The sequence below is a fragment of the Streptococcus sp. IMAU 99161 genome (assembly GCF_014435245.1).
GTDB classification, from domain to species: domain Bacteria; phylum Bacillota; class Bacilli; order Lactobacillales; family Streptococcaceae; genus Streptococcus; species Streptococcus lactarius.
In genome coordinates this window covers 25,635-46,903 of record NZ_JAAPAW010000038.1, presented here as the reverse complement: position 1 = coordinate 46,903, position 21,269 = coordinate 25,635, and the positions used below count along the sequence as shown (strand labels likewise).

Annotated in this window: 19 protein-coding genes; 3 read left to right on the top strand and 16 right to left on the bottom strand. The window is 42.5% G+C overall.

Annotation, left to right across the window (positions count from 1 at the left end):
* Positions 1–18: 18 nt before the first annotated feature.
* From HA044_RS09780 to HA044_RS09720, 13 genes are all read right to left on the bottom strand, one after another.
* Positions 19–1,686, bottom strand: a complete 1,668-nt coding sequence (locus HA044_RS09780; protein ID WP_187540992.1) for an alpha-glucosidase — start codon at positions 1,684–1,686, stop codon at positions 19–21.
* A 64-nt stretch (positions 1,687–1,750) separates the two neighbouring features.
* Positions 1,751–2,881: an ABC transporter ATP-binding protein gene (locus tag HA044_RS09775; RefSeq protein WP_187540991.1), complete on the bottom strand. Its 1,131-nt coding sequence runs from the start codon at positions 2,879–2,881 to the stop codon at positions 1,751–1,753.
* Positions 2,882–2,988: 107 nt separating this feature from the next.
* A complete protein-coding gene (locus HA044_RS09770; protein WP_187540990.1) occupies positions 2,989–3,852 on the bottom strand; it encodes a helix-turn-helix domain-containing protein in 864 nt (287 codons plus the stop codon).
* Positions 3,853–3,856: 4 nt separating this feature from the next.
* Positions 3,857–4,243 carry a Mini-ribonuclease 3 gene (locus HA044_RS09765; protein ID WP_187540989.1) on the bottom strand — a complete coding sequence of 129 codons (387 nt, stop codon included), beginning with the start codon at positions 4,241–4,243 and terminating at the stop codon, positions 3,857–3,859.
* A complete protein-coding gene (gene cysS, locus HA044_RS09760) occupies positions 4,236–5,579 on the bottom strand; it encodes a cysteine--tRNA ligase (RefSeq protein ID WP_187540988.1) in 1,344 nt (447 codons plus the stop codon). The genes HA044_RS09765 and cysS overlap by 8 nt, the downstream gene beginning before the upstream one ends.
* Positions 5,580–5,620: 41 nt before the next feature.
* Positions 5,621–6,385, bottom strand: a complete 765-nt coding sequence (locus tag HA044_RS09755) for a nucleoside phosphorylase (protein WP_187540987.1) — start codon at positions 6,383–6,385, stop codon at positions 5,621–5,623.
* 4 nt (positions 6,386–6,389) lie between these two features.
* On the bottom strand, positions 6,390–7,256 hold the full coding sequence (locus HA044_RS09750; protein ID WP_187540986.1) for a GNAT family N-acetyltransferase: 867 nt from the start codon (positions 7,254–7,256) through the stop codon (positions 6,390–6,392).
* A 12-nt stretch (positions 7,257–7,268) separates the two neighbouring features.
* Positions 7,269–7,886, bottom strand: a complete 618-nt coding sequence (gene cysE, locus HA044_RS09745; protein ID WP_049518232.1) for a serine O-acetyltransferase — start codon at positions 7,884–7,886, stop codon at positions 7,269–7,271.
* Between the two features lie 24 nt (positions 7,887–7,910).
* The gene (gene pnp / locus HA044_RS09740; RefSeq protein ID WP_187540985.1) at positions 7,911–10,133 is read right to left on the bottom strand and encodes a polyribonucleotide nucleotidyltransferase; all 2,223 of its coding nucleotides are present in this window, start codon (positions 10,131–10,133) and stop codon (positions 7,911–7,913) included.
* 263 nt (positions 10,134–10,396) lie between these two features.
* Complete coding sequence (locus HA044_RS09735; protein WP_187540984.1) at positions 10,397–11,128, bottom strand: hypothetical protein; 732 nt, start codon at positions 11,126–11,128, stop codon at positions 10,397–10,399.
* A gap of 101 nt (positions 11,129–11,229) precedes the next feature.
* Positions 11,230–12,531 (bottom strand): DUF6287 domain-containing protein, encoded by a 1,302-nt coding sequence (locus HA044_RS09730; protein WP_187540983.1) that lies wholly within the window; start codon positions 12,529–12,531, stop codon positions 11,230–11,232.
* A gap of 78 nt (positions 12,532–12,609) precedes the next feature.
* The gene (locus tag HA044_RS09725; RefSeq protein WP_187540982.1) at positions 12,610–15,255 is read right to left on the bottom strand and encodes an SEC10/PgrA surface exclusion domain-containing protein; all 2,646 of its coding nucleotides are present in this window, start codon (positions 15,253–15,255) and stop codon (positions 12,610–12,612) included.
* Between the two features lie 47 nt (positions 15,256–15,302).
* On the bottom strand, positions 15,303–16,268 hold the full coding sequence (locus HA044_RS09720; protein ID WP_187540981.1) for a hypothetical protein: 966 nt from the start codon (positions 16,266–16,268) through the stop codon (positions 15,303–15,305).
* 332 nt (positions 16,269–16,600) lie between these two features.
* Between HA044_RS09720 and pepF the strand changes: the two genes are divergently transcribed.
* The 3 genes from pepF (at position 16,601) to HA044_RS09705 (ending at position 19,831) form a co-directional block, all read left to right on the top strand.
* On the top strand, positions 16,601–18,397 hold the full coding sequence (pepF, locus tag HA044_RS09715) for an oligoendopeptidase F (protein WP_187540980.1): 1,797 nt from the start codon (positions 16,601–16,603) through the stop codon (positions 18,395–18,397).
* A 128-nt stretch (positions 18,398–18,525) separates the two neighbouring features.
* Positions 18,526–19,392, top strand: a complete 867-nt coding sequence (locus HA044_RS09710; RefSeq protein ID WP_187540979.1) for an excalibur calcium-binding domain-containing protein — start codon at positions 18,526–18,528, stop codon at positions 19,390–19,392.
* Positions 19,393–19,501: 109 nt separating this feature from the next.
* Positions 19,502–19,831, top strand: coding sequence for a thioredoxin family protein (locus tag HA044_RS09705; RefSeq protein WP_262407565.1), 330 nt, complete (start codon positions 19,502–19,504; stop codon positions 19,829–19,831).
* A gap of 69 nt (positions 19,832–19,900) precedes the next feature.
* Here HA044_RS09705 and trxA read toward each other — a convergent pair whose 3' ends face one another.
* From trxA to rpsO, 3 genes are all read right to left on the bottom strand, one after another.
* Positions 19,901–20,215, bottom strand: a complete 315-nt coding sequence (trxA, locus tag HA044_RS09700; protein ID WP_187540977.1) for a thioredoxin — start codon at positions 20,213–20,215, stop codon at positions 19,901–19,903.
* Positions 20,216–20,227: 12 nt separating this feature from the next.
* A complete protein-coding gene (locus tag HA044_RS09695) occupies positions 20,228–20,452 on the bottom strand; it encodes a DUF4649 family protein (RefSeq protein ID WP_187540976.1) in 225 nt (74 codons plus the stop codon).
* A gap of 473 nt (positions 20,453–20,925) precedes the next feature.
* Entirely contained in the window at positions 20,926–21,195 is a 270-nt protein-coding gene (gene rpsO, locus HA044_RS09690) for a 30S ribosomal protein S15 (protein ID WP_187540975.1), read from the bottom strand.
* Positions 21,196–21,269 lie beyond the last annotated feature (74 nt).

Sequence of the window (21,269 nt, the reverse complement as noted above, 5' to 3'; positions counted from 1 at the left end):
GTTTGCGAAGGTTCTTTGCTATTCCACTAATTCCAACACAATGGTTTGGTAAGGGGCCAATTCTAACACTTGGTCTCCTTCTTGGAACACCCCTGCGGTATTATTTAAAACGAGCGTTTTGATCGGAGCTGGCAACTCCAAAGTGGCCTCACGATTTTGGAAATTGCTGATTACCAAGAGACGCTTGTCCCCACGGCGTTCGAAGGCGATGATATTCTCACGGTCCCGATAAGCTGGGATCATATCTCCAAACCGGATGGTATTTCCATAGAGGGGATGGCGATACAAAGCTGTTAACTGGCGGTAATAATTCAAAATAGAATCTGGATCCTTTTCCTGATCTTCCACATTGATGGAATCATCTGGTTTGGGACTGATCAACCAGGCAGGTCCATTGCTAAAGCCTAGACCTGGCTCTGCTGACCATTGCATCGGCGTCCGCGCATTGTCTCGGCTATAGTTGGCAATCACTGCTAAGGCTTCTTCCTCGCTCAAACCAGCTTCTTTAGCTACATGGTAGCCATTGATGGTCGCGATATCATCAAAGTCCTCCACTGATTCAAAGACTTGGTTCTCCATTCCAATTTCTTGACCTTGATAGATAAACGGAATTCCCTTGCGCAAAACCTGAATGGTTCCCAGGGCTTTTTTACTGGTGTCGTTTACTGGACCTTCTGCGATATAATGGGACACCCCACGAGGTTCGTCGTGGTTTTCGATGATGGTCGAGAGAACCCCAATCCTATCTGCGCGCTCATGCGCTTGGAAAATACTTTCCTTGAGGTCTTCCGCTGTTGGAAGAGTATGGTCAAACCAGCCCTTTCCTTCCTGTCCTAAGCAGGTTTGCTTGAAGTCAAAAATCGATGAGAAAACGCCATCTTTTCCGATAAAGAAATGCAACTCTTCGTCGGTTTCATTGAACACTTCCCCTACTGTGAAGGCATTGTACTTGGCAAAGGTGCGCTCCTTTAACTCTTGCAAGAAGGGTTCAATCGGTTGAGCATTCACCAATGATTCCGGCACTGGGACCAAGCCATTCTCCCGATCTGATGGCAACGAACGCCATTCTAAATCTTTTTTGATATTGATAATGGCATCGATCCGAAAGCCCGCAATCCCCTTGTCCAACCACCAGTTGATCATGGTGTAAATTTCTTCGCGCACGATTGGATTTTGCCAATTGAGGTCCGGCTGATCCTTGTGGAAAGAATGAAGATAGTATTTGTTGGTGCCAGGAACCGGCTCCCAAACACTGCCTCCAAAGTAACTTTCCCAGTTGTTGGGTTCTTTGTCACTTTCGATGAAATAAAAGTAGTCCGCATAAGGGCCATCTGGATCCGCTAGAGCTTTTTGAAACCATTCGTGATGACTAGAACAGTGGTTGACCACCAAGTCCATGATGATGGAAATGCCCCGCTTCTTGCCTTCCGCAATTAGCTCTTCCATATCTTCCATGGTCCCAAAAAGAGGGTCAATGGCATAATAGTCTGAAATATCATAGCCCTGGTCAATAAAAGGACTCTTGTAAACAGGAGATAGCCAGAGAATATCAATCCCCAATTTTTGCAGGTAATCGAGTTTTTCCGTGATGCCTTTTAAATCCCCAACACCATCTCCATTACTATCCTTAAAGCTTTTCGGGTAGATCTGGTAAGCGACCTTCCCCTTCCACCAATCTTTTTCCATGTCTTGTCTCCTTCATATAAAAGAGACTGAGACAATCCGTCTCAGCCTCCGTCGAACTCAATGATTAGTAAATTGTTTTTTCAGTTTCTTTATCGAAGAAGTGAGCCTTGTTCAAGTCAAATCCAAGTTCGATGGTTTCACCAGTTCCAAGGTAATCACGCGCATCTACTTTTGCAACGAATTCACTATCCCCAACTTGGCAGTACAAGTGAGACTCAGAACCTAACAACTCAGAAACTGAGACTGTTGCAGTGACAACTGATTTAGGGAACGTATCAAGAAAGGCAGTTTCTGTATTCACATCTTCTGGACGGATACCAAAAATGATTTCTTTTCCTTCGTAGCCTTTTTCCTTCAAGACTTTCAAAGCTCCTTCTGGAACTTTCAAATCTAAGCCATTGGCAACGATACGGTCCCCATCCAATTTCACATTGATGAAGTTCATAGCTGGGCTTCCGATGAATCCAGCTACAAATTTGTTCACTGGATTTTTGTACACTTCTTGAGGAGAACCGATTTGTTCTACACGTCCGATTGTACCAGTACCAGCAGGGTTCTTAGTAGCAGACATGATAACGATACGGTCTGCAAGAGTCATCGCTTCTGTTTGGTCGTGAGTTACGTAGATGGTTGTAGCTCCGATACGACGGTGGATTTTAGCGATTTCGGCACGCATGGATACACGCAATTTAGCATCCAAGTTTGACAACGGTTCGTCCATCAAGAACACTTTTGCATCACGGACAATGGCACGACCCATGGCCACACGTTGGCGTTGACCACCTGAAAGGTCAGCTGGTTTACGTTCCAAGAATTCTTTCAAGCCAAGGATTTCAGCTGCTTCTTGGACGCGTTTGTCGATGTCTTCTTTGCTGTATTTACGCAATTTCAAACCAAAAGCCATGTTATCGTATACAGTCATGTGTGGGTAAAGAGCGTAGTTTTGGAATACCATGGCAATATCACGGTCTTTTGGAGCTACGTCGTTGACAACTACTCCATCGATAGAGGCAGTTCCTTCTGTGATGTCTTCAAGACCTGCAATCATACGAAGCGTCGTTGATTTCCCACATCCTGAAGGTCCTACGAAAACGATAAATTCTTTGTCTTTGATGTCCAAGTTGAAGTCTTCAACTGAGTAGTGTTCGCTGTTTGGATATTTTTTGTAAATGTTTTTAAGATTTAATTCTACCATGATGGTACTCCTTTGATATTTGTAATCCTATTGTAATTGAAAACGCTTCACATTTCCATGGCAGCCTGAACAAAATAAAAAAAGAGTTTTGTGCAAGGTGCACAAAACTAGAGATGATCTTCTAAAATAACCTGGTAACACAGGCTCAGATCTGTTAATTCCTTGAGCGAAAGACCGGTCAATTCTTCCCACTTATCAATCTTATATTGGAGAGAATTGCGGTGCAAATAGAGCTGTTGAGCTGCCTTGGTCACCACTGCCGCATTGTCCCACAGGGCCAAAATAATTTCTTCTAATTGATCCTGACTGCTAATCAACTGATGCAAGCCTTGCTTGATCGTCGCAAGCTCTTCTATCGATTCATTCAGGGCCCAAAGGTAGAGCTGGGAGAAGCGATGGACAGCTGAGATCCGATCCTTATAGCCCCAAGTCTGGATCACCGCGCGTTCAGCTTGAACCAGTGTGGTAAGGGGCAATCCTGCTTGGATAGGCCAGACTTGACCCAAGACCAAGACCATCCCAAGGTTAAAGTCATACTCCATGGCCGATAAGGTATCTCTGAGGATCGCTGCAACCGAATAAAACTGACTTTGATCCAAGATAAAGAGAATATCCTGACTACCGACCTGAAAATCTGTCACATAATTTGGAAACAGAAGACGCATCATCTCAAGCCAGGAGGCAAAACCCTCAGCCTGGGCATGTGTCAGATGGCAATGAAGGACCTGGAGTTTTTTCAAAGGAATAGGCAAATCTCCTTGACCTTCTAATAAATAACGATACCAAGGGTCTGTCGGCGCATCGACAACTTGATCTGTTAAGAGTTGCAACAACCTTTGCTCCCGATCTGTCAGTTTCTCTTCTGGTAAGAGCAACCAGCGATGAGAAGGCAGAGCAAGCGTTACCGTTCCAGCCTTTTGCACCGGATGCTCTAGAATTTCTCCTTCAGGAAACCAATCTAAGATATCCATTCTATCACCCTTCTACTTCCTGGATACACCAGTCAATCAGCTCTTCTAAACGAGAGATCTCACCCGTCATATGGAGATAACCAATGACCGCCTCAAAGCCCGTCGACATGCGGTAGGTCACGACATCCGCATTTTTGGCCTTGGTATGGCTATTGGTATTGCGACCGCGCTTGTAGATCTCCAACTCTTTTTCCGTCAGAATGTCTTGCTCCAGCATGCTTTCAATCAAGCTGGCCTGAGCTCTAGCAGAGACGTAGCGGGTTGCAGCTTTGTGAAGCTTATTGGGCTTGGTCATCCCTTGAAAAATTAGGTGCCTGCGAATATACATGGAATAGACCGCATCCCCTTCAAAGGCAAGGGCGATCCCATTGATTAGATTGACATCAATCACGTGTCCACCTTACACCTTCTTTTGTATCCAAAAGCTTGATTCCTTGCGCAGCCAATTCATCGCGAATGGCATCTGCTCGCGCAAAATCTTTCTTAGCCCGCGCTTCCTGACGTTCAGCGATCAAGGCTTCAATATCCGCATCCAAGACTTCTTCGACAAAGACCACTCCAAAGACTTCTAACATCTTGGCCAAGGCGTCCTTAACGTCTTGGTTATAATGGCCTGAATTGATCCATTTGGCCAATTCAAAGACAACGGTGATCCCGTTTGCCGCATTGATATCTTCATCCATAGTCACGATAAACTTGTCCACAAAGCCTTGCAAGTCTGCTGGATCCACTTCTCCTGTGAACGGTTGCTCATAGGTATTTTTCAAATACTTGAGGTTGATTTCCGCATCGCGCACAGCTTTTTCTGTGAAGTTAATCGGCTTGCGGTAGTGCTGAGTTGCAAAAAAGAAGCGAAGGACTTGGCCATCGATAGTCTTCAAAGCATCATGCACAGTGATAAAGTTACCCAAAGACTTGGACATCTTGACATTGTCAATATTGACAAAGCCATTGTGCATCCAGTAGTTGGCAAAGGTTTGACCAGTTTTAGCCTCTGACTGGGCAATTTCATTGGTATGGTGCGGAAACTCAAGGTCAGCTCCACCACCGTGGATATCAATAGTATCGCCTAAAATCCCGGTCGACATAACCGAACACTCAATGTGCCAGCCAGGACGACCAGGTCCCCAAGGGCTGTCCCAAGAAACTTCACCTGGTTTGGCAGCTTTCCAGAGGGCAAAATCCACCGGATTTTCCTTGCGAGCTGTTTCCTCATCTGTCCGACCAGAAGCACCCAACTCCAAGTCTTCCAAAGTTTTATTGGCTAACTTAGCATAGTTGTGGGATTTTTCCACACGGAAATAAACATCCCCTTGACTCTCGTAGGCATAGCCTTTTTCGATCAAGTCGGTCACAAAACGAATGATGTCCTCCATAAACTCAACCACACGAGGGTGACGAGTTGCAGGTTTCACGCCAAGAGCCGTCACATCCTCACGAAATGCAGCGATGTACTTATCTGCCACTTCCTGAGGCGTAATGCCTTCTTCTTTGGCACGGTTGATGATCTTATCATCCACATCGGTAAAGTTGGAAATGTAGGCAACTTCATAACCACGGTACTCAAAGTAGCGACGAATCGTGTCAAAGGCTACCGTTGAGCGGGCATTCCCTACGTGGATATAGTTGTAAACCGTTGGCCCACAAACATACATGCGGACCTTCCCTTCCTCGATGGGGATAAATTCTCGTAAATCACGAGACATGGTATCATAAATTTTTAACACGCTTCATTTCCTTTCTGTTTCTATATTTTGAATCTATATTCTTATTTTTCCAACTCTAACGCAATATCGACAGCAATATCAAAGAAGGTCATAGCATCTGCTTTTCTATCTTCGCGTCTAGCATCCCATTCATGATTGTGATGATCCACATAGTCAGCCGTGTAGAAAAATTGATAGACCTTGGCTTGTCGATATTGAGCCCAAGCCATGATAGCCGAAGCTTCCATATCTACAACTTTCGCTCCTGCTGCAAGTCTTCGTTTAACCTTAGCTGCTGTTTCACGATAAAAGGCATCTGTCGTCCAAGACTTTGTTCGAATATGCTCAATACCAGCTTTGTTCAAAGCGTTCTCCATAGTTGAGAGAAGCGTTTCATCATAAGAAATCTCATCACTTGCTGGAGCATAATGATAACTGGTCCCTTCATCACGTAAAGCTGAACTTGGTAGGATAATTTTATCTGCTTGGATAGACTGGTCCAGAACTCCACAAGACCCTAAAACGATAAAGTTGTTAAAACCTCTCGCTTTGAGTTCTTCTAAGAAACCCACAACCATCGAAGCTCCAATAGTAGCCATAGCAACTGCAAGCTTAAGTCCATCTACTTCATAGATATACCATGGAAATTTGCCATTTAGATTGGTAAGATAGCCACCTTCATAGACTCCGTCCATCTGCTTGACTCTTTCCACTATCTCTCCATTAAAAGACAGAATAATCGTCTCACGAATCTCTCCACCACTAAGAAGGCTTCGATCAGTTGGCTCTATAACAGCAGGTACATTTTCAAATTCTTCTAGTAACATTTATTCACTCTTTCCTATCTAAATAAACCACCTGAGTCTGTTTGACAAAGCCAATTTTTTCATACAAACGTTTGGCACCTACATTGCTATCTTCCACTGCAATCTGAAATTCCTTATCATTTTGCTCAATGAGTTGGTTGACAAGGAATTTTGCTAAGTAGCTTCCATAGCCTTTTCCACGTTCAAGTTCAGCTATCGCTAAACCATAGAGGTAATTCGTATTACTCGATAAATCAACTGTACAAGTTCCAATAAGCTGACCGTTTTTTAATAAAATATATAGATAACTTTCTGGATCCTTCAGAGCTTTAGCGACATATCTATCCACAACTTCTCTCGATTCATGTTCCTCTGAAAATGCCTCAAATTTTAACTGACTAATTTGATCCTGATAGGAACGATCTGCTAACACAACTTCAAGATTGGAAACAGTTGCTAACGGATAAGGTCTTCTATCCTTACCTAACCAGGTTTCTGTCTCTTCATCCTCGACCAGTCCCCAATTGCTGGCAAACTCAGGATGCTTCTCTAGAAAAACACGCTCTGTCTGAAAAGTCACAGACTCAATGGGATAAGATGCCGTTTCTTTCTCAAAACTTCTATACAAAGCCCGCGCAATGCCTTGACGACGATGATTGGGGTGGACCAGTATCGTCACATCCACATCTGGGTCATCTGCATAAACCGTTAATAGGCCAACAAGTTCACCTTTTTCATAATAAAGGAAAAAGGCGGGCATATTGGGATCAAAATTGAGCATATTGGAGAGATACGGATCCCGAAAAGTTCCGTCATCTTTCTGGCAGGTAGCAATAAGGGCCTTTGCTTCCAGTAGTTGGTGGTCATTCAATGTATTGGTTGCTTGAATCATGTAGTGATCTCCTTACAAACTAGAAGACCGATGACTGGCTTCCTTAGCATGCTCCAGCTTGTTCATATAATATTCCCGTTTTTCTTCTTCTTGGTGAATGATTGGCTCATCCTTCTTACCGTGAACACGAACAATTTTAGCAGGGACTCCGACAACGGTCACATCACTCGGTACATCGGAGACCACGACCGCTCCCGCTCCTACTTTGGCCTTGGCCCCAATCTCAATCGGACCGATGACCTGAGCATGAGCGGAGACCAAGGCTCCTTCACGTACCGTCGGATGTCGTTTGCCGACATCCTTCCCTGTTCCCCCAAGGGTCACCCCGTGGTAGAGCATGACGCCTTTTTCAACAATGGCTGTTTCCCCGATAACGAGGCCCGCTCCATGGTCGATAAAGACACCTGAAGCAATGGTCGCACCTGGATGGATCTCAATCTGGGTCCAAAAACGCCAGAATTGGCTGTGCATCCGCGCCAAGAGCTTAAAGCCATGGTTCCACAAAAAGTGGGAAACACGGTGAGCTGCCAGTGCTTTAACGCCCGGATAGGTCAAGAGGACCTCCAGCGAGGTACGTGCCGCTGGGTCATTTTCTTTTACAATATCGATGGTTTCACGCCACCATCCCATACCGTGCTCCTCCTTTTCTACTGCTTATTCTGAATCTTTTTGTGTAATAGTGAAATCTTTTTTAGGTTTGTGGTCTTTGTTGTGGTGACGAGGACGATCGCCATGGCGATGAGTCTTTTCACCGTTTTCTTCGCTGTTTTCTGGTTTTGGCGGACGAGGGAGAAGAGCTTTCATAGACGCATCGACACGACCTTTTTCGTCAATCTTGATAATCTTCACATCCACTTCATCACCGATGGCTACCAAGTCTTCGACACGGTTGGTGCGCGTCCAAGCCATTTCAGAGATATGAACAAGGGCATCTGTCTTATCAAAGAGGTTAACAAAGGCACCGAATTTTTCGATCCGAACTACTTTGGCATGATAAACTTCGTCCACTTTGGCTTCACGAACCAAACCAGCAATGATTTCTTTGGCACGGTTAATCGCGTCTTGGTCGCTAGAGTAGATCGACACGTTTCCTTCTTCGTCGATATCAATCTTAACGCCTGTTTCAGCGATGATCTTGTCGATGGTTTCTCCACCCTTACCGATGACAATCTTAATCTTGTCCACATCAATCTTGATGGTATCAATTTTCGGAGCAGTTGGCGCCAATTCTGGACGAACTTCTGGAATGGTTGCTTCAATCACATCAAGGATTTCAAAACGTGCTTTCTTGGCTTGAGCTAGAGCTTCTGCTAAGATTTCTGCAGTGATCCCTTGGATCTTGATATCCATTTGAAGGGCTGTAATCCCGTCACGCGTACCTGCAACCTTGAAATCCATGTCTCCAAAGTGGTCTTCCAAACCTTGGATATCTGTCAATACAGTATAGTTATTTCCATCTGAGATAAGTCCCATGGCAATCCCTGCTACTGGCGCCTTGATTGGCACACCACCAGCCATAAGGGCAAGTGTACCCGCACAGATAGAGGCTTGAGATGAAGAACCATTTGATTCCAAAACTTCTGCTACCAAACGGATCGCGTATGGGAATTCTTCCAAGCTTGGCAATACTTGAGCAAGAGCACGCTCACCGAGAGCACCGTGACCAATTTCACGACGACCAGGCGCACCGTAACGACCAGTTTCCCCTACAGAGTATTGTGGGAAGTTATAGTGGTGCATAAAGCGTTTCTTGTACTCAGGATCCAACCCATCGATGATTTGGGTTTCACCCATTGGCGCCAAGGTCAAGACAGAAAGAGCTTGCGTTTGTCCACGAGTAAAGAGACCTGAACCGTGCACACGAGGAAGGAAATCGACTTGCGCATCCAACGGACGGATTTCATCAACCTTACGACCGTCAGGACGAACCTTGTCTTCCGTGATCAAGCGGCGCACTTCAGCGTGTTCCATTTGTTCCAAGATTTCAGCCACATCCCGCATGATACGGTCAAATTCTTCGTGGTCTGCATATTTTTCTTCGTAAACTGCCGTTACTTGATCTTTTACTGCTTGAGTTGCAGCTTCACGAGCTAATTTTTCTTCTACTTGGACCGCTTTTTGAAGGTCGCTGTTGTAGGCTGCGATGATTTCAGCTTGCAAATCAGCATCTACATGAAGCAATTCCACTTCTGCTTTTTCTTTTCCGACTGCTGCTACGATTTCTTCTTGGAAGGCAATCAATTCTTTAACTGCTTCGTGCCCTTTCAAAAGAGCTTCCAACATGATTTCTTCTGACAATTCTTTAGCACCAGACTCTACCATGTTGATCGCGTGTTTGGTACCAGCAACTGTCAATTCAAGAAGCGAGCGCTCAGCTTGTTCTTGTGTTGGGTTGATGACGATCTCCCCATCCACATAACCTACTTGTACCCCAGCGATTGGTCCGTCAAACGGAATGTCTGAGATAGACAGTGCCAATGATGAACCAAACATCGCTGCCATTGGGGCAGATGCATTTTCATCGTAAGAAAGAACCGTATTGATGACTTGCACTTCATTACGGAAACCTTCCGCAAACATAGGACGAATTGGACGGTCAATCAAACGCGCTGTCAAAGTCGCATCTGTTGAAGGACGTCCTTCACGTTTCATAAAGCCACCAGGAAACTTCCCAGCCGCATACATTTTTTCTTCGTAGTTGACTTGAAGTGGGAAGAAATCCCCCGTTGACATTTTGTTGGACATGACAGCTGCCGTTAAGACAGTTGACTCCCCATAACGCACGACAACTGCCCCATTTGCTTGCTTAGCAACCTGACCAGTCTCTACGATCAACTCTCGACCCGCAAAAGTCGTTTGAAACACTTGTTTTACCATTAAACGTAATCCCCTTTGGATTGATAATATTTATACGACTTGCCTACAAAGATCAAGATACCAAGGCCGTCAAGCAACTCAACGAGATAGGAATTTCAACAGCCCATCTGTATGTTATATCCTCATCTTTGTATCCAAGCACGTATACTTTTTATTTTAACATATTCAAGCCCAAAAGAAAAAGGCTTTACGGGCCTTTTTCTGCGAATCTTCCTAGAAACCTATATAAAAATTTTAGATCCAGGTATAGCTTCTATTTAATTTTAAGATTTCACGAATTCCATACTGTCTACATAAAAGCGTGTTTTGTGGGTTCCACCCTTGTATTCCTTGTGATTGCGTTTCAAGACAAAACGTCTGTAGGGTTCAGATGTTCCTTGGATGGTCGTCGTCACTTCAACGGAATCATCATTGATCACCCAGTCATCAGGCGAAGGAATCTCCATTGGAGGCATCGCTCCCCCACGACCACCAGGTACAACTTCGTAGAAGGCCTTATCTTTTGTCGAATAGAGCCAGCCTTTTTTCTTGTCATTTACCAGTTGAATCAATTTATCCTGAGAAAAACTACGGATAGAGTCCGACGTCTTTTCTGCATCCAATTTATCAATGATATCTTGCAACTGATAGGTTTCTGGCGTGTAGGTATTGTAGTAATCAATGAACATATCTTGCGGGTAACCGTCAATCGCACCGTGATCATTGTTCAACTCCAGCAAGCGAGTCGGTTGCACCTGAAGCGAATAGGTCAAAGACGCACTGTTTTCGATAATGGAATGAATATCTGCCTCGTCCGCCTTAGACAAGGTTCCAATCGCTTCCTCATTCTCTTCATTTGACTGGCTTTCTTCTGTTTTTTCATCGGCCTTCTCAGATGATTGTCTTTCAGACGAAGAATCCACAGGCCCATGCTTGCGCTCATAGCGTTTTGGAGCGCAGGCTGCTAGGGAAATTACTGAACCAACTGTTAGTAATAAAATGATAATTTTTTTCACAATATCTCCTATTATTTATCCTAGTTTATTAAAGGAAATCTATTTACTCAGTGTCAATGAAGAGAATCACTAGCAAATATAAGTTAGTTTGCTAATCTTTTTTAGTCTTCCTTATAGAACAAGTCGCTTTGATCTGAAATAACATTTTGACCCCAATAAATAATATCCTTGCTATTATCAACAGAAAAATTTCCATATTTTAATGTTGCGGGAAATTCTTGACCTGCTGGGAAAAAACTCATTGCTGAAGCACCAGTTGGAGCAGTTGAATGAACACTACTGCTTAAGTATCCAAATTCATGATTAAACCGATCTACAACCTGATCTGTTGGTGCACCATTGATCTTTGATATACCGTTATCATCAAATGTTACACTCATTCCTTTCCCATTTCTCCAGGTCCCTGCGATACTTGAGAAATTTCCGTTCTGAATTTCTTGAAGGTTCATCCCACTACTTTTCTTACTTGAAGCAGTTGATTTAGAACCATCCACACGCGTTGTGAAGTCAAGGGCGATCCAGCCTTGTCCAGATTCAAGCTTTCCCCAGGTGTGTCCATCTGCCTCTACTGTTTCCGTAATGGTGTGAGTTCCTTTTGCGATCATTCCCGCAGAGGGAGCTGAGGTTGAGGGCTCTTTTCGAATGCGGAGATCCGACACACTGACTTGGACTTGGAAAGAACCTGTCTTCTTATTCTCCGCCTTGGATGTTGATTTGGAGTCCCCTGAACCGTCAAATTTTTTCCAATCGAGCTTTGCAAGATTCAGTTTCTTCGCTGAAACACCTAGGGCTTGCTCAGCCGTTTGGTTCCCACCAATTTGAATGGTTGCTTTCTTTTCTTCCTTGGCTTTCCCTTTTTCTAACGAATAAAGGGTCAATTCCTGCTCTGGATTCAGGGATTGCCAAGTAGCGTAGACGATTTGCCCATTGTCAAAAATATCTAAACTGGAGCGATAGCCACCTGCAGAAGCTACATAGGCTACATGTAGCAAGGTTGGCTGGTTATCTTTCAAATAATACACAGCAGCAATCGTTTTGCCATCCCCAATCAGTAGCTCGTCATTACCATCTTGATTAAGATCATCAAAAGCATATTCCCACTCATTAGTGCTCCCAAGTGTTTGAAGATTAAAAACATACGCATATTCTTCTGAAGTCGCATCAATCTTCTTCAGTTCATTTTGTAAAGCCGTTTGATCTTTGGCAGTAATTGCTGATTCATAAGCTTTGTACCGCTCCAAAACCTCTTGATAATACTTCTGACCTATATTCTTCTTTTCTTTTTTAACCGCCGATGATGTGGCCGTTTTTGGTTTACTTTGGCGTTCATAGCGCTTCGGCGCACAAGCTACCAAAGATAAAACGGATGCACCCGTCAGTAGTGAAATCATAACCTTTTTCATAAAAAATTCCCCATTTAACAATCTTTTTCTTAAAATTATATCATTTTAGGCTGGGTTTCCCCAGCCTAAATAGTGTTTTTATTTTGATTCGCGTTTGCGTTTCAATCCAGCAAGACCTAGAGCAGCCATTGCTACGCCCATAAGTCCAAGTGCACTTGTAGATTCACCAGTTGATGGCAATTCTTTAGTGTTTGCTTGTTTAGTTTGAGGTGCGACTGGTGTAATTGCACCAGGTGTTACTGTTGTGGTTGCAGTTGGAGCAGTTGTCTTCATCACTTTGTTTTGAGTAGATTCATGACGAACTGGTTCGTTGCGACGAGTTTCGTTTTCGTGTTTGATACGTTCTTGTTCACGACGAATTGTTTCTTCCAATTGTTTTGCTTGAACGAGTTTTTGGTATGCTTCGAAGACACGTTTGTAATCTTCTTGAGACGCTTTAGCTTTCAACTTCAATGCTTCAAGTTTTGCAATTTCTGTTTCGAGTGTTGCTTTTGCTTCAGCTGTTTTAGCTTTAGCTTCAGTCAATACTTTTTCAGCTTCCGCAAGTTTCACAGGAGCGTTTTTGAGCAATTCAAGATAATCTTTTGCGTCTTGTACAGCTTGTTCAGCTGATTTGACAGCTTGTTTAGCACGTTCAACTTGAGCTTTTGATTCAGTTGTTGCAAGACCTTTTGCTTTCAAATCGTTTTCAGCATCAAGAGCTGCCTGAAGAGCTTGTTTCAGAGCTTCTTCTTGAGCAACCAATTTAGCTTTAGCGTCTTTCAATTCAGATTCGCGTTGTGCACGAACTTGTTGCAAGTTTGCAAGATTTGATTGAGCCGTTGCGAGTTCAGCTTTAGCTGCTTCAAGAGCTTTCGCTGTTTCATCGACTTTAGTTTGAGCCGTAGGTGTTTGTTCTTTAACTGCGAGAGCGTCATCGTATGCTTTTTGAGCTTTAGCGATAGTGTTTTGGGCTGCGTTTAAGGCTGTTTGAGCGTCAACTTGAGCTGATTTTGCAGAAGCAAGGTCATTTTCAGCAGCTTTAACCGCTTGGTCAGCGATCGCTTTCTTATCTTTAGCTGCTTGTAGTACTTGTTCTTCTTTTTCTACAGAAGCTGTCAAAGATGCTTTATATTCGGCATCCGTACTGATGTAATCAGCTTTATCCTGATTTGTAGACTGTCTTGTTGACAAGATGTGAAGTGAACCAGAACTTACGCTGATACCGATTCCAGTACCTTGAAGACTAATCAAGTGTTTAGTGTGACCATTTGATTGATCGCCGTCAGCAAACATCATTTGACGGATAGAACTAGCAATATCTTGTTTCAAGTTCAACATAGTGTATCCACCCATGTTTTCTTTATGCCATTCAGGTAAAAGTTGGCCAAGAGATTCTCTTGCACTATATTTAATTAACACATCAAATAGATGTTTAAAGTTTGTCGGTACTATCTCCGGAGTCCCACCATTATTCTTGTAAAAATCCGAATATTTTTGAGCAATATTATCTGCGAATTCTTGTCCTCCTACAGTCAATTGAAGAGGTGCAACTGTTTTGCCAGGTTCACGTTGTGACCAGTATTGTTGGTTGATGTCGCTCAACATTTGAGCGGCGAATTCAGCCAGTTCTTTACGTTGCGCCACTGTAAGGTTTGCAAGGTCGACGATTTCTTTGTTTGTACCGATACCTTTTTGGCTATAAGATTCCCAATCAACTGTTGGTTGCAATTTCATATATTCATCTTGATGAGCAATGAACCAAGCATAGTCTTCGACGTCATGTTTTGCGTATTCAGATGGAACGACTACTTTACGAAGGGATTCATCTTGTTTTAATTTAGCGAGTTTTTCTTGATATAGAGCGTTTGCTGCATCAAGAGCTTTTTGGGCTTCATCGACTTCAGATTGAGCGGCACCGGCTTTAGCTTTTGTTTCAGCGAGAGCTTTTTCTTTAGCTTCTACGTTAGCTTTTGCAGATGCAAGGCTATCTTCAAGAGCAGGAATGTTCTTTTCAGTACGTTCTTTATCGAGAGCTGATTTTGTTTCATCGATTTTAGCTTGACGAGATGCGTCGAATTCTTTTGCACGAGTCAATTCGTCTTGAGCTGCTTTATTCACAGACTCTGCATCTTTCAGTTTATTTCCCGCAATCGTTACTGTCTCTTGTGCTTTGCTTAATGTTGTTTCATTAAGAGCTTTTTCAGCCTTCTTAACTTCTTCCTTGGCTAATTCGACTTTTACTTTTTCATCTTCTACTTGTTTGGTAGTCTCTTCATAAGCTTTTTCTGATTCAGATTCCGCTTTTTCAGCTGATTTCACACCTTCTTCAGCTGATTTTACAGTTTCTTCAGCCGATTTTACCCCATCCTCTTTTGTTTTAATAGTATCTTCAGCTTTTGTAATATTTTCTGGAGTTGCTTTTTCAGCAGCTTCCTTTGTTTTTTCATAGGTTTCAGCAGCTGTTTTTTCAGTAGCTTCAGCTTCCTTAGCCTTTTGATCCGCTGCACTGACAACCTTTTCTTGTTCTGTTACTGTTTTAGCCGCAGCATCAGCTTGCTCTTTTGCTGTATCAACTGCCTCTTTTGTAACCTCAGCAGGATGGTCAATATTTGAAGTAGTTTCCGGTGTTTCTGCATGCGGTTGAGCAACTGACGCTTCTTCAGCTTGTACAACTGAAGTTACAGCAGTTGCAGCGATAATAGTAGCACTGATAGCAATACTTTTCTTTGTTGTTTTATTCATAATTATATTCCTTCTATTTACTTCCCTACCTATTTATCCCGGATTTCTTATCTTCCATAACGAATATTCTCAAGTTCACTTGCTACAGCGCGTGATGCAGCTGCTGCTTCTTGTGTTTCTGCAATTTGTCTTGCTCTTAAAATATTTGCATGTTCTTGAAGCTTGATCATACGTTCTTGATTAATAATCTGCTCTTTCTCAAGTTCGATCATTTCTGCCTCAAACGCTCGACGTGCTTCTCGGTCTAAATATGTATCATATAAATTAATCGCTTCTTTTATACTATCTGCTTTAAAGTTATTAAACGCGTGAATTAGATAATTCACTGCATCTAGTGCGTAATAATCTTTAGGATACCATCCCTGGCCAATTGCTACAGCTTGATTCCGGAAATTTTCCATCAAACGTCCCTCTTGCTGATAGGCCAATTCTAATCGTTGGTTTTCTGAAACTACTGCTTGGTAATCTCTTAAATGCTGTTCATTTTTACTACGAATACCTTTATTTACAAACGCGATCATTAGTTCCAGCTTATTTTGAATGATGAAATAGGTGGCTACAATTGATACTCCAAGTAGAATTAATGTTATAGGATTAGGAGTCAAAAGCAAACGTAGAGGGAATACCAGTAAGATCCCTCCCATAATCAGTGTTGCTGGATAAATCCAGCTATTCTTTGAACCTTTCATACGACGATACAATAGAAATAAAAATCCTGATAAGAATAAAACTTCAAAGATAATATCTCCGATTAATCGATTCACAGCACCAAGTAAGATGACATACAATAAATCCCCTAATAGTATTGCAATACTTGAAAATACCATAATTGAAAAAGCAAGTTTTAGAGATTTATGAGACAATGTGTTATCGTTATATTCATCTTGATGAATCAATTTTGCTGTTCTCATTTGATTAACAAGTGTAACTTGACGTGAACGTGCCTGAATAAATCCTAAAATATTCTCACGAATTAGTTCTAGTTTCGAAACAATTTCTTCTCTTGTTTCCATATACAACCTCCTCTATCACTAATTAGCTATAATTTACTAAAATTAAGAATATAAGCATCGTAACAACAAAATATGAAACAACTCTTATATTCTTGAATGCCATTAGTGTTGAGTATTGCATGAAATGCAATACTCTGATGTACTTAGTATATCAGCAAAATTTCATTCTGCCCCCCTACCTAAATATAGTTGTTAGACTTAAGTTTTTTAATCTTAACTTTTTTCCAGCTCTTTTCAAGATTTTTACACAAGTATTTTCCCCTCTCCCTCTATGTTTCTGCCCTTTTTTCTGCTATACTTAGTATAGTTATTTGATCAAAAGGAGAAACACTATGGAATTAAAGAAACGTTCTGAATTTCCTGAAAACGAACTCTGGGACCTCACAGCCCTTTACCAAGACCAGGAAGACTTCTTGCGTGCCATTGAAAAGACCCGTGAAGAAATCAATGAATTTGTCCGTAACTACAAGGGCAACCTCCACACTTTTGAAGACTTTGAAGCTGCCTTTGCCATCTTTGAACAGATTCAGATTCAGCTCAGCCACATTGGCAACTACAGCTTTATGCCCCAAACGACTGACTTTGGTGATGAAGCTTTTGCGGAAATTGCCCAAGCAGGGATGGATTTTGAAACCTGGGCCAGCGTAGAGCTAACCTTCTTTGATGATGCCTTAGTCGAAGCAGATGAAGAAGTCCTTGAACGCCTGGGTCAACTCCCTCACCTCACTTTTGCCATTCGTCAGGCTAAAATCAAAAAAGCTCACTACTTGGGAGCTGATGTGGAAAAAACTTTGACCAACCTTGGTGAAGTCTTCTACGGACCGCAAGACATCTATACCAAGATGCGGGCAGGTGACTTTGAAATGGCTGATTTTGAAGTGGATGGAAAAGTTTACAAGAATAGCTTTGTCACCTATGAAAACTTCTACCAAAACCATGAGAATGCAGAAGTCCGTGAAAAAGCCTTTCGTTCTTTCTCAGAAGGCCTCCGCAAGCACCAAAATACTGCGGCTGCTACCTATCTAGCCCAAGTCAAATCTGAAAAACTAATCGCAGATATGCGGGGCTACGACTCTGTCTTTGATTATCTCTTAGCTGAGCAGGAAGTGGACCGTTCTATGTTTGACCGTCAGATTGATCTGATCATGAAAGACTTCGCTCCAGTCGCTCAAAAATACCTCAAACACGTAGCCAAGGTCAATGGCCTTGAAAAGATGACCTTCGCTGATTGGAAGTTGGACTTAGATAGTGCACTCAACCCGGATGTTACCATTGATGGCGCTTATGACTTGGTCATGAAATCTGTGGCACCACTTGGAGAAGAATATTCACACGAAATTGCCCGCTACCAAACCGAACGTTGGGTCGACTTTGCGGCCAATGAAGGCAAGGATTCCGGTGGATATGCGGCCGATCCATACCGCGTCCATCCTTATGTCCTCATGAGCTGGACAGGACGCTTGAGCGATGTCTATACCCTGATCCACGAGATCGGACACTCTGGTCAATTTATCTTTTCAGACAACAACCAAAGCTACTTCAACGCCCACATGTCGACCTACTATGTGGAAGCTCCTTCTACCTTTAATGAGCTCCTCCTTAGCGACTATTTGGAACACCAGTTTGACGATCCTCGTCAAAAACGCTTTGCTTTGGCTCACCGTTTGACAGACACCTACTTCCACAACTTCATCACCCACTTGCTGGAAGCAGCCTTCCAACGCAAGGTCTACACTCTGATCGAAGAAGGCGGTACCTTCGGAGCTAGCAAGCTCAACAGCATCATGAAGGAAGTCTTGACCGAATTCTGGGGTGACGCCGTTGAAATCGATGACGATGCAGCTCTAACCTGGATGCGCCAAAGCCACTACTACATGGGGCTTTACAGCTACACCTACTCAGCTGGCCTGGTTATCTCAACAGCCGGTTACCTGCACTTGAAGAACTCCGAAAACGGAGCCAAAGATTGGCTGGACCTCCTCAAATCAGGCGGCAGCAAGACCCCACTTGAGTCAGCCATGATCATCGGAGCAGATATCTCAACGGACAAACCACTTCGCGACACCATCCAATTCCTTTCAGACACCGTCGAGCAAATTATTGCCTACAGTGCAGAATTGGGAGAATAAGTACGATTTTCAGACTTAGTTTATTCTAAGTCTGATTTTTTGCTTAAAAATTACCAATTAGTGATTGAAAGCGTTCTCATTTTATGGTATGATTATCGTGAAAAACATTGCAAAATATGGAGAAAATAATGAAAAAGTTTATTGATTATATCATGGCCCAACCAGTTTGGAAAGTCGTTCTTTATGGTCTCGGAATCATCTTTATGATTTTTAATCCCGAGATCATTCTCCCACTCCTCTTTTTTGGTGGTATAGGATTTGCATGGTATTTTTCGAAAAAGAAACCCAACGCTACTAAAAGAAATATCGCCGCTATTGCTTCAGTTCTTGCAGTCGGAGGTACATACTTAATCAACCCCAATATAGCTTCCACCAAACGAGAAGAGCAAACCCAAGCTACTCATCTCGCTTCTTCTCCATCTAAAAAAGATGAAAATGCCAAAAAAGAAGCTGAAGTCAAACGCGAAAAGGAAGCAAAAGAGAAAGCGGAGAAGGCTGAAAAAGAGAAGAAAGCAAAAGAAGAACAAGAACGAAAAGAAAAAGAAGAGCGCGAGAAAAAGTCGAAGGAAGAACAGGAGCGAAAAGAAAAAGAAGAACGTGAAAAGAAAGAAGCTGAAGCAAAACAACTTGCAGACCAAGCTGAGGTTGCTGTACAAGCGTTGGAAAACAATCAAGTAACAGAAAACATTGCGCCTGCCCAAGCTGCCATCGCAAATGTATCAGATCAAAGCACAAAGGATCGTTTAAATAACCGTGTTGGATTAGTACAGAATGCTATTACCGTTCGAGCACAACAAGCTGCAGCTGCTGAACGAGCTCGACAAGCCACAGCTGTAGCACCCCAACCTCAACAGGCATTTGCTTCACAACATCAACAAGGAGCTTATCGAAATTGTAGTGAAGCACGCGCTGCAGGTGCTGCACCACTTCGTAGAGGGCAACCTGGTTATAGCGCGCGCTTAGATAGAGATGGAGATGGAATCGCTTGTGAATAAGAAATTTACAATTCTCATTTTTTCCATTTGTACAATCTCTCTTCTTTCAATCCTAGACATGAATTTCAAAAAGAAAGAAATTATTACCCCAAACTCTTACAAGGAAGCAATGACTTACGTCAAAAAGATTCATCTATCTGAGGTACAAGAGAAAATCAACAATAAAGAAGATTTCATCCTCTATATCGGTCGAGAATCCTGCCCATACTGTCAAAAATTTGCTCCCAAATTAGCAGTTGCTATTCAAAAAACGAATCAGACCGTTTATTACCTTGATAACGATTCAAAAGAGCGAAAAGACATCACGTCCTTTGCCCATGATATGAATATCAAAACAGTACCAAATTTATCATCTTTTAAAAAAGGTAGTAAAGAAACCTATTTAACAAAAGGTAGTAAATCAAGCATTGATGAAATCATAGATCTCTTGACTCATTGAGCCAATTTTAAAACGTCTATAAAAAAAGAGTAAGATCGAACAAATTGTTCCTCATCTTACTCTTTTTTACTAACTCAATTCTGCCACAATGGCCTTGATTTGGCCTGCAGTGTGTACCCCTGCGACTTGTTTCACTACCTGTCCATCTTTTTTAAAGAGCAAGGTTGGGATGGACATAATACCGAAAGCACGCGCTGTTTCTGGATTTTCGTCCACATCCATTTTCAGGATTTTCAATTCATCTTCCGAAAGTTCTTGGGATAATTTTTCTAGGATAGGGGCTTGCATACGACAAGGACCACACCAGGTCGCCCAGAAGTCTACCAAGACCAATCCTTCTTTAGTTTCTGCTTCAAATGTTGCGTCTGTAATTGCTTTTGCCATTGTCTTTCTCCTTTAGTTTTTGTATTGATCGAGGTCTTGCTTCATCAAATAGAAGAAGACATCTCCGTATACACCTTGATAGTCCAACTCATGTCCATTATAGGTCAATTTTGTCACAGGAAAATAATCCGCAACCCCGATTAGGCAGGCCTGTTGGGAGCGTTCAAATTCTTCATAAGAGTCAAAATGCATGACTCGTTCTTGTTTTGCACCGTCTAGATAAGTAATATCAATCATAGCGATAACCTCTGTTTCATTTTATAGAACAATTGTAACTTCAATCATTACATCTGTCAAATAAAACGACTTGATCAGAATGATGAATCTTGTTCGAAAAAAGGCAATAAAAAAGCCCTCTGAAGTCAGAGGGCTAATTTGAGCTCGGGCTAAAATCCTAGTGAAAAAGATGAAACTCCTTGTGTTCATCGAACACTGTGTCGTTTCCCTATTTTCATACGGATTTTTGGCGCCCTTAGCATCATGTTTCTTGCTGGATAAAACGATTCTAGACAAGGCGACAAGCCGAATATTGTACTGAAATTCTAGTAAAAAAGAAAAGCTACTCCATAATAGAGTAACTCAACTTTTTTGTATTCAATTGAACACGGCCTAAGCACTTGGCAAAAAAGATAAAATTTCCTAGAAACTGAGGTTTCTTCGTCGATTTTCCTATTTTTGCTTTGTGCTTTTGACAGCCTTTGTATCTTGAATTAACGACGAAGACCAAGAGAGTTGATCAACTCACGGTAACGGTTAACATCGTTTGTACGAAGGTAAGCCAACAAGTTACGACGGCGACCGATTTTCTTCATCAAACCACGGTAAGTAGCGTGGTCTTTTTTGTGTTCTTTGATGTGTTCGTTCAAGTGGTTGATTTCCCAAGTAAGGACAGCAACTTGTACTTCTACTGAACCAGTGTCACCTTCGTGACGTGCGTATTGTGCAATGATTTCATTTTTTTTCTCTTTTGAGATTGCCATGATAAGCTCCTTTTCTTTATGCTCTATCCGAGTGGCAGGTTTGGCATGGCCTACTACCAAGAAAGAGTTAGTTG

Excerpts from the sequence above, each read along its gene's own strand:
- HA044_RS09710 (WP_187540979.1), top strand. The coding sequence starts at position 18,526 with ATGAAAAAGTTTATTGATTATATCATGGCCCAACCAGTTTGGAAAGTC.
- rpsO (WP_187540975.1), bottom strand. The coding sequence starts at position 21,195 with ATGGCAATCTCAAAAGAGAAAAAAAATGAAATCATTGCACAATACGCA.
- HA044_RS09705 (WP_262407565.1), top strand. The coding sequence starts at position 19,502 with ATGACTTACGTCAAAAAGATTCATCTATCTGAGGTACAAGAGAAAATC.
- HA044_RS09720 (WP_187540981.1), bottom strand. The coding sequence starts at position 16,268 with ATGGAAACAAGAGAAGAAATTGTTTCGAAACTAGAACTAATTCGTGAG.
- HA044_RS09750 (WP_187540986.1), bottom strand. The coding sequence starts at position 7,256 with ATGATTCAAGCAACCAATACATTGAATGACCACCAACTACTGGAAGCA.
- cysE (WP_049518232.1), bottom strand. The coding sequence starts at position 7,886 with ATGGGATGGTGGCGTGAAACCATCGATATTGTAAAAGAAAATGACCCA.
- HA044_RS09725 (WP_187540982.1), bottom strand. The coding sequence starts at position 15,255 with ATGAATAAAACAACAAAGAAAAGTATTGCTATCAGTGCTACTATTATC.
- HA044_RS09695 (WP_187540976.1), bottom strand. The coding sequence starts at position 20,452 with ATGATTGATATTACTTATCTAGACGGTGCAAAACAAGAACGAGTCATG.
- HA044_RS09780 (WP_187540992.1), bottom strand. The coding sequence starts at position 1,686 with ATGGAAAAAGATTGGTGGAAGGGGAAGGTCGCTTACCAGATCTACCCG.
- HA044_RS09770 (WP_187540990.1), bottom strand. The coding sequence starts at position 3,852 with ATGGATATCTTAGATTGGTTTCCTGAAGGAGAAATTCTAGAGCATCCG.
- pnp (WP_187540985.1), bottom strand. The coding sequence starts at position 10,133 with ATGGTAAAACAAGTGTTTCAAACGACTTTTGCGGGTCGAGAGTTGATC.
- HA044_RS09730 (WP_187540983.1), bottom strand. The coding sequence starts at position 12,531 with ATGAAAAAGGTTATGATTTCACTACTGACGGGTGCATCCGTTTTATCT.
- HA044_RS09755 (WP_187540987.1), bottom strand. The coding sequence starts at position 6,385 with ATGTTACTAGAAGAATTTGAAAATGTACCTGCTGTTATAGAGCCAACT.
- trxA (WP_187540977.1), bottom strand. The coding sequence starts at position 20,215 with ATGGCAAAAGCAATTACAGACGCAACATTTGAAGCAGAAACTAAAGAA.
- pepF (WP_187540980.1), top strand. The coding sequence starts at position 16,601 with ATGGAATTAAAGAAACGTTCTGAATTTCCTGAAAACGAACTCTGGGAC.
- HA044_RS09775 (WP_187540991.1), bottom strand. The coding sequence starts at position 2,881 with ATGGTAGAATTAAATCTTAAAAACATTTACAAAAAATATCCAAACAGC.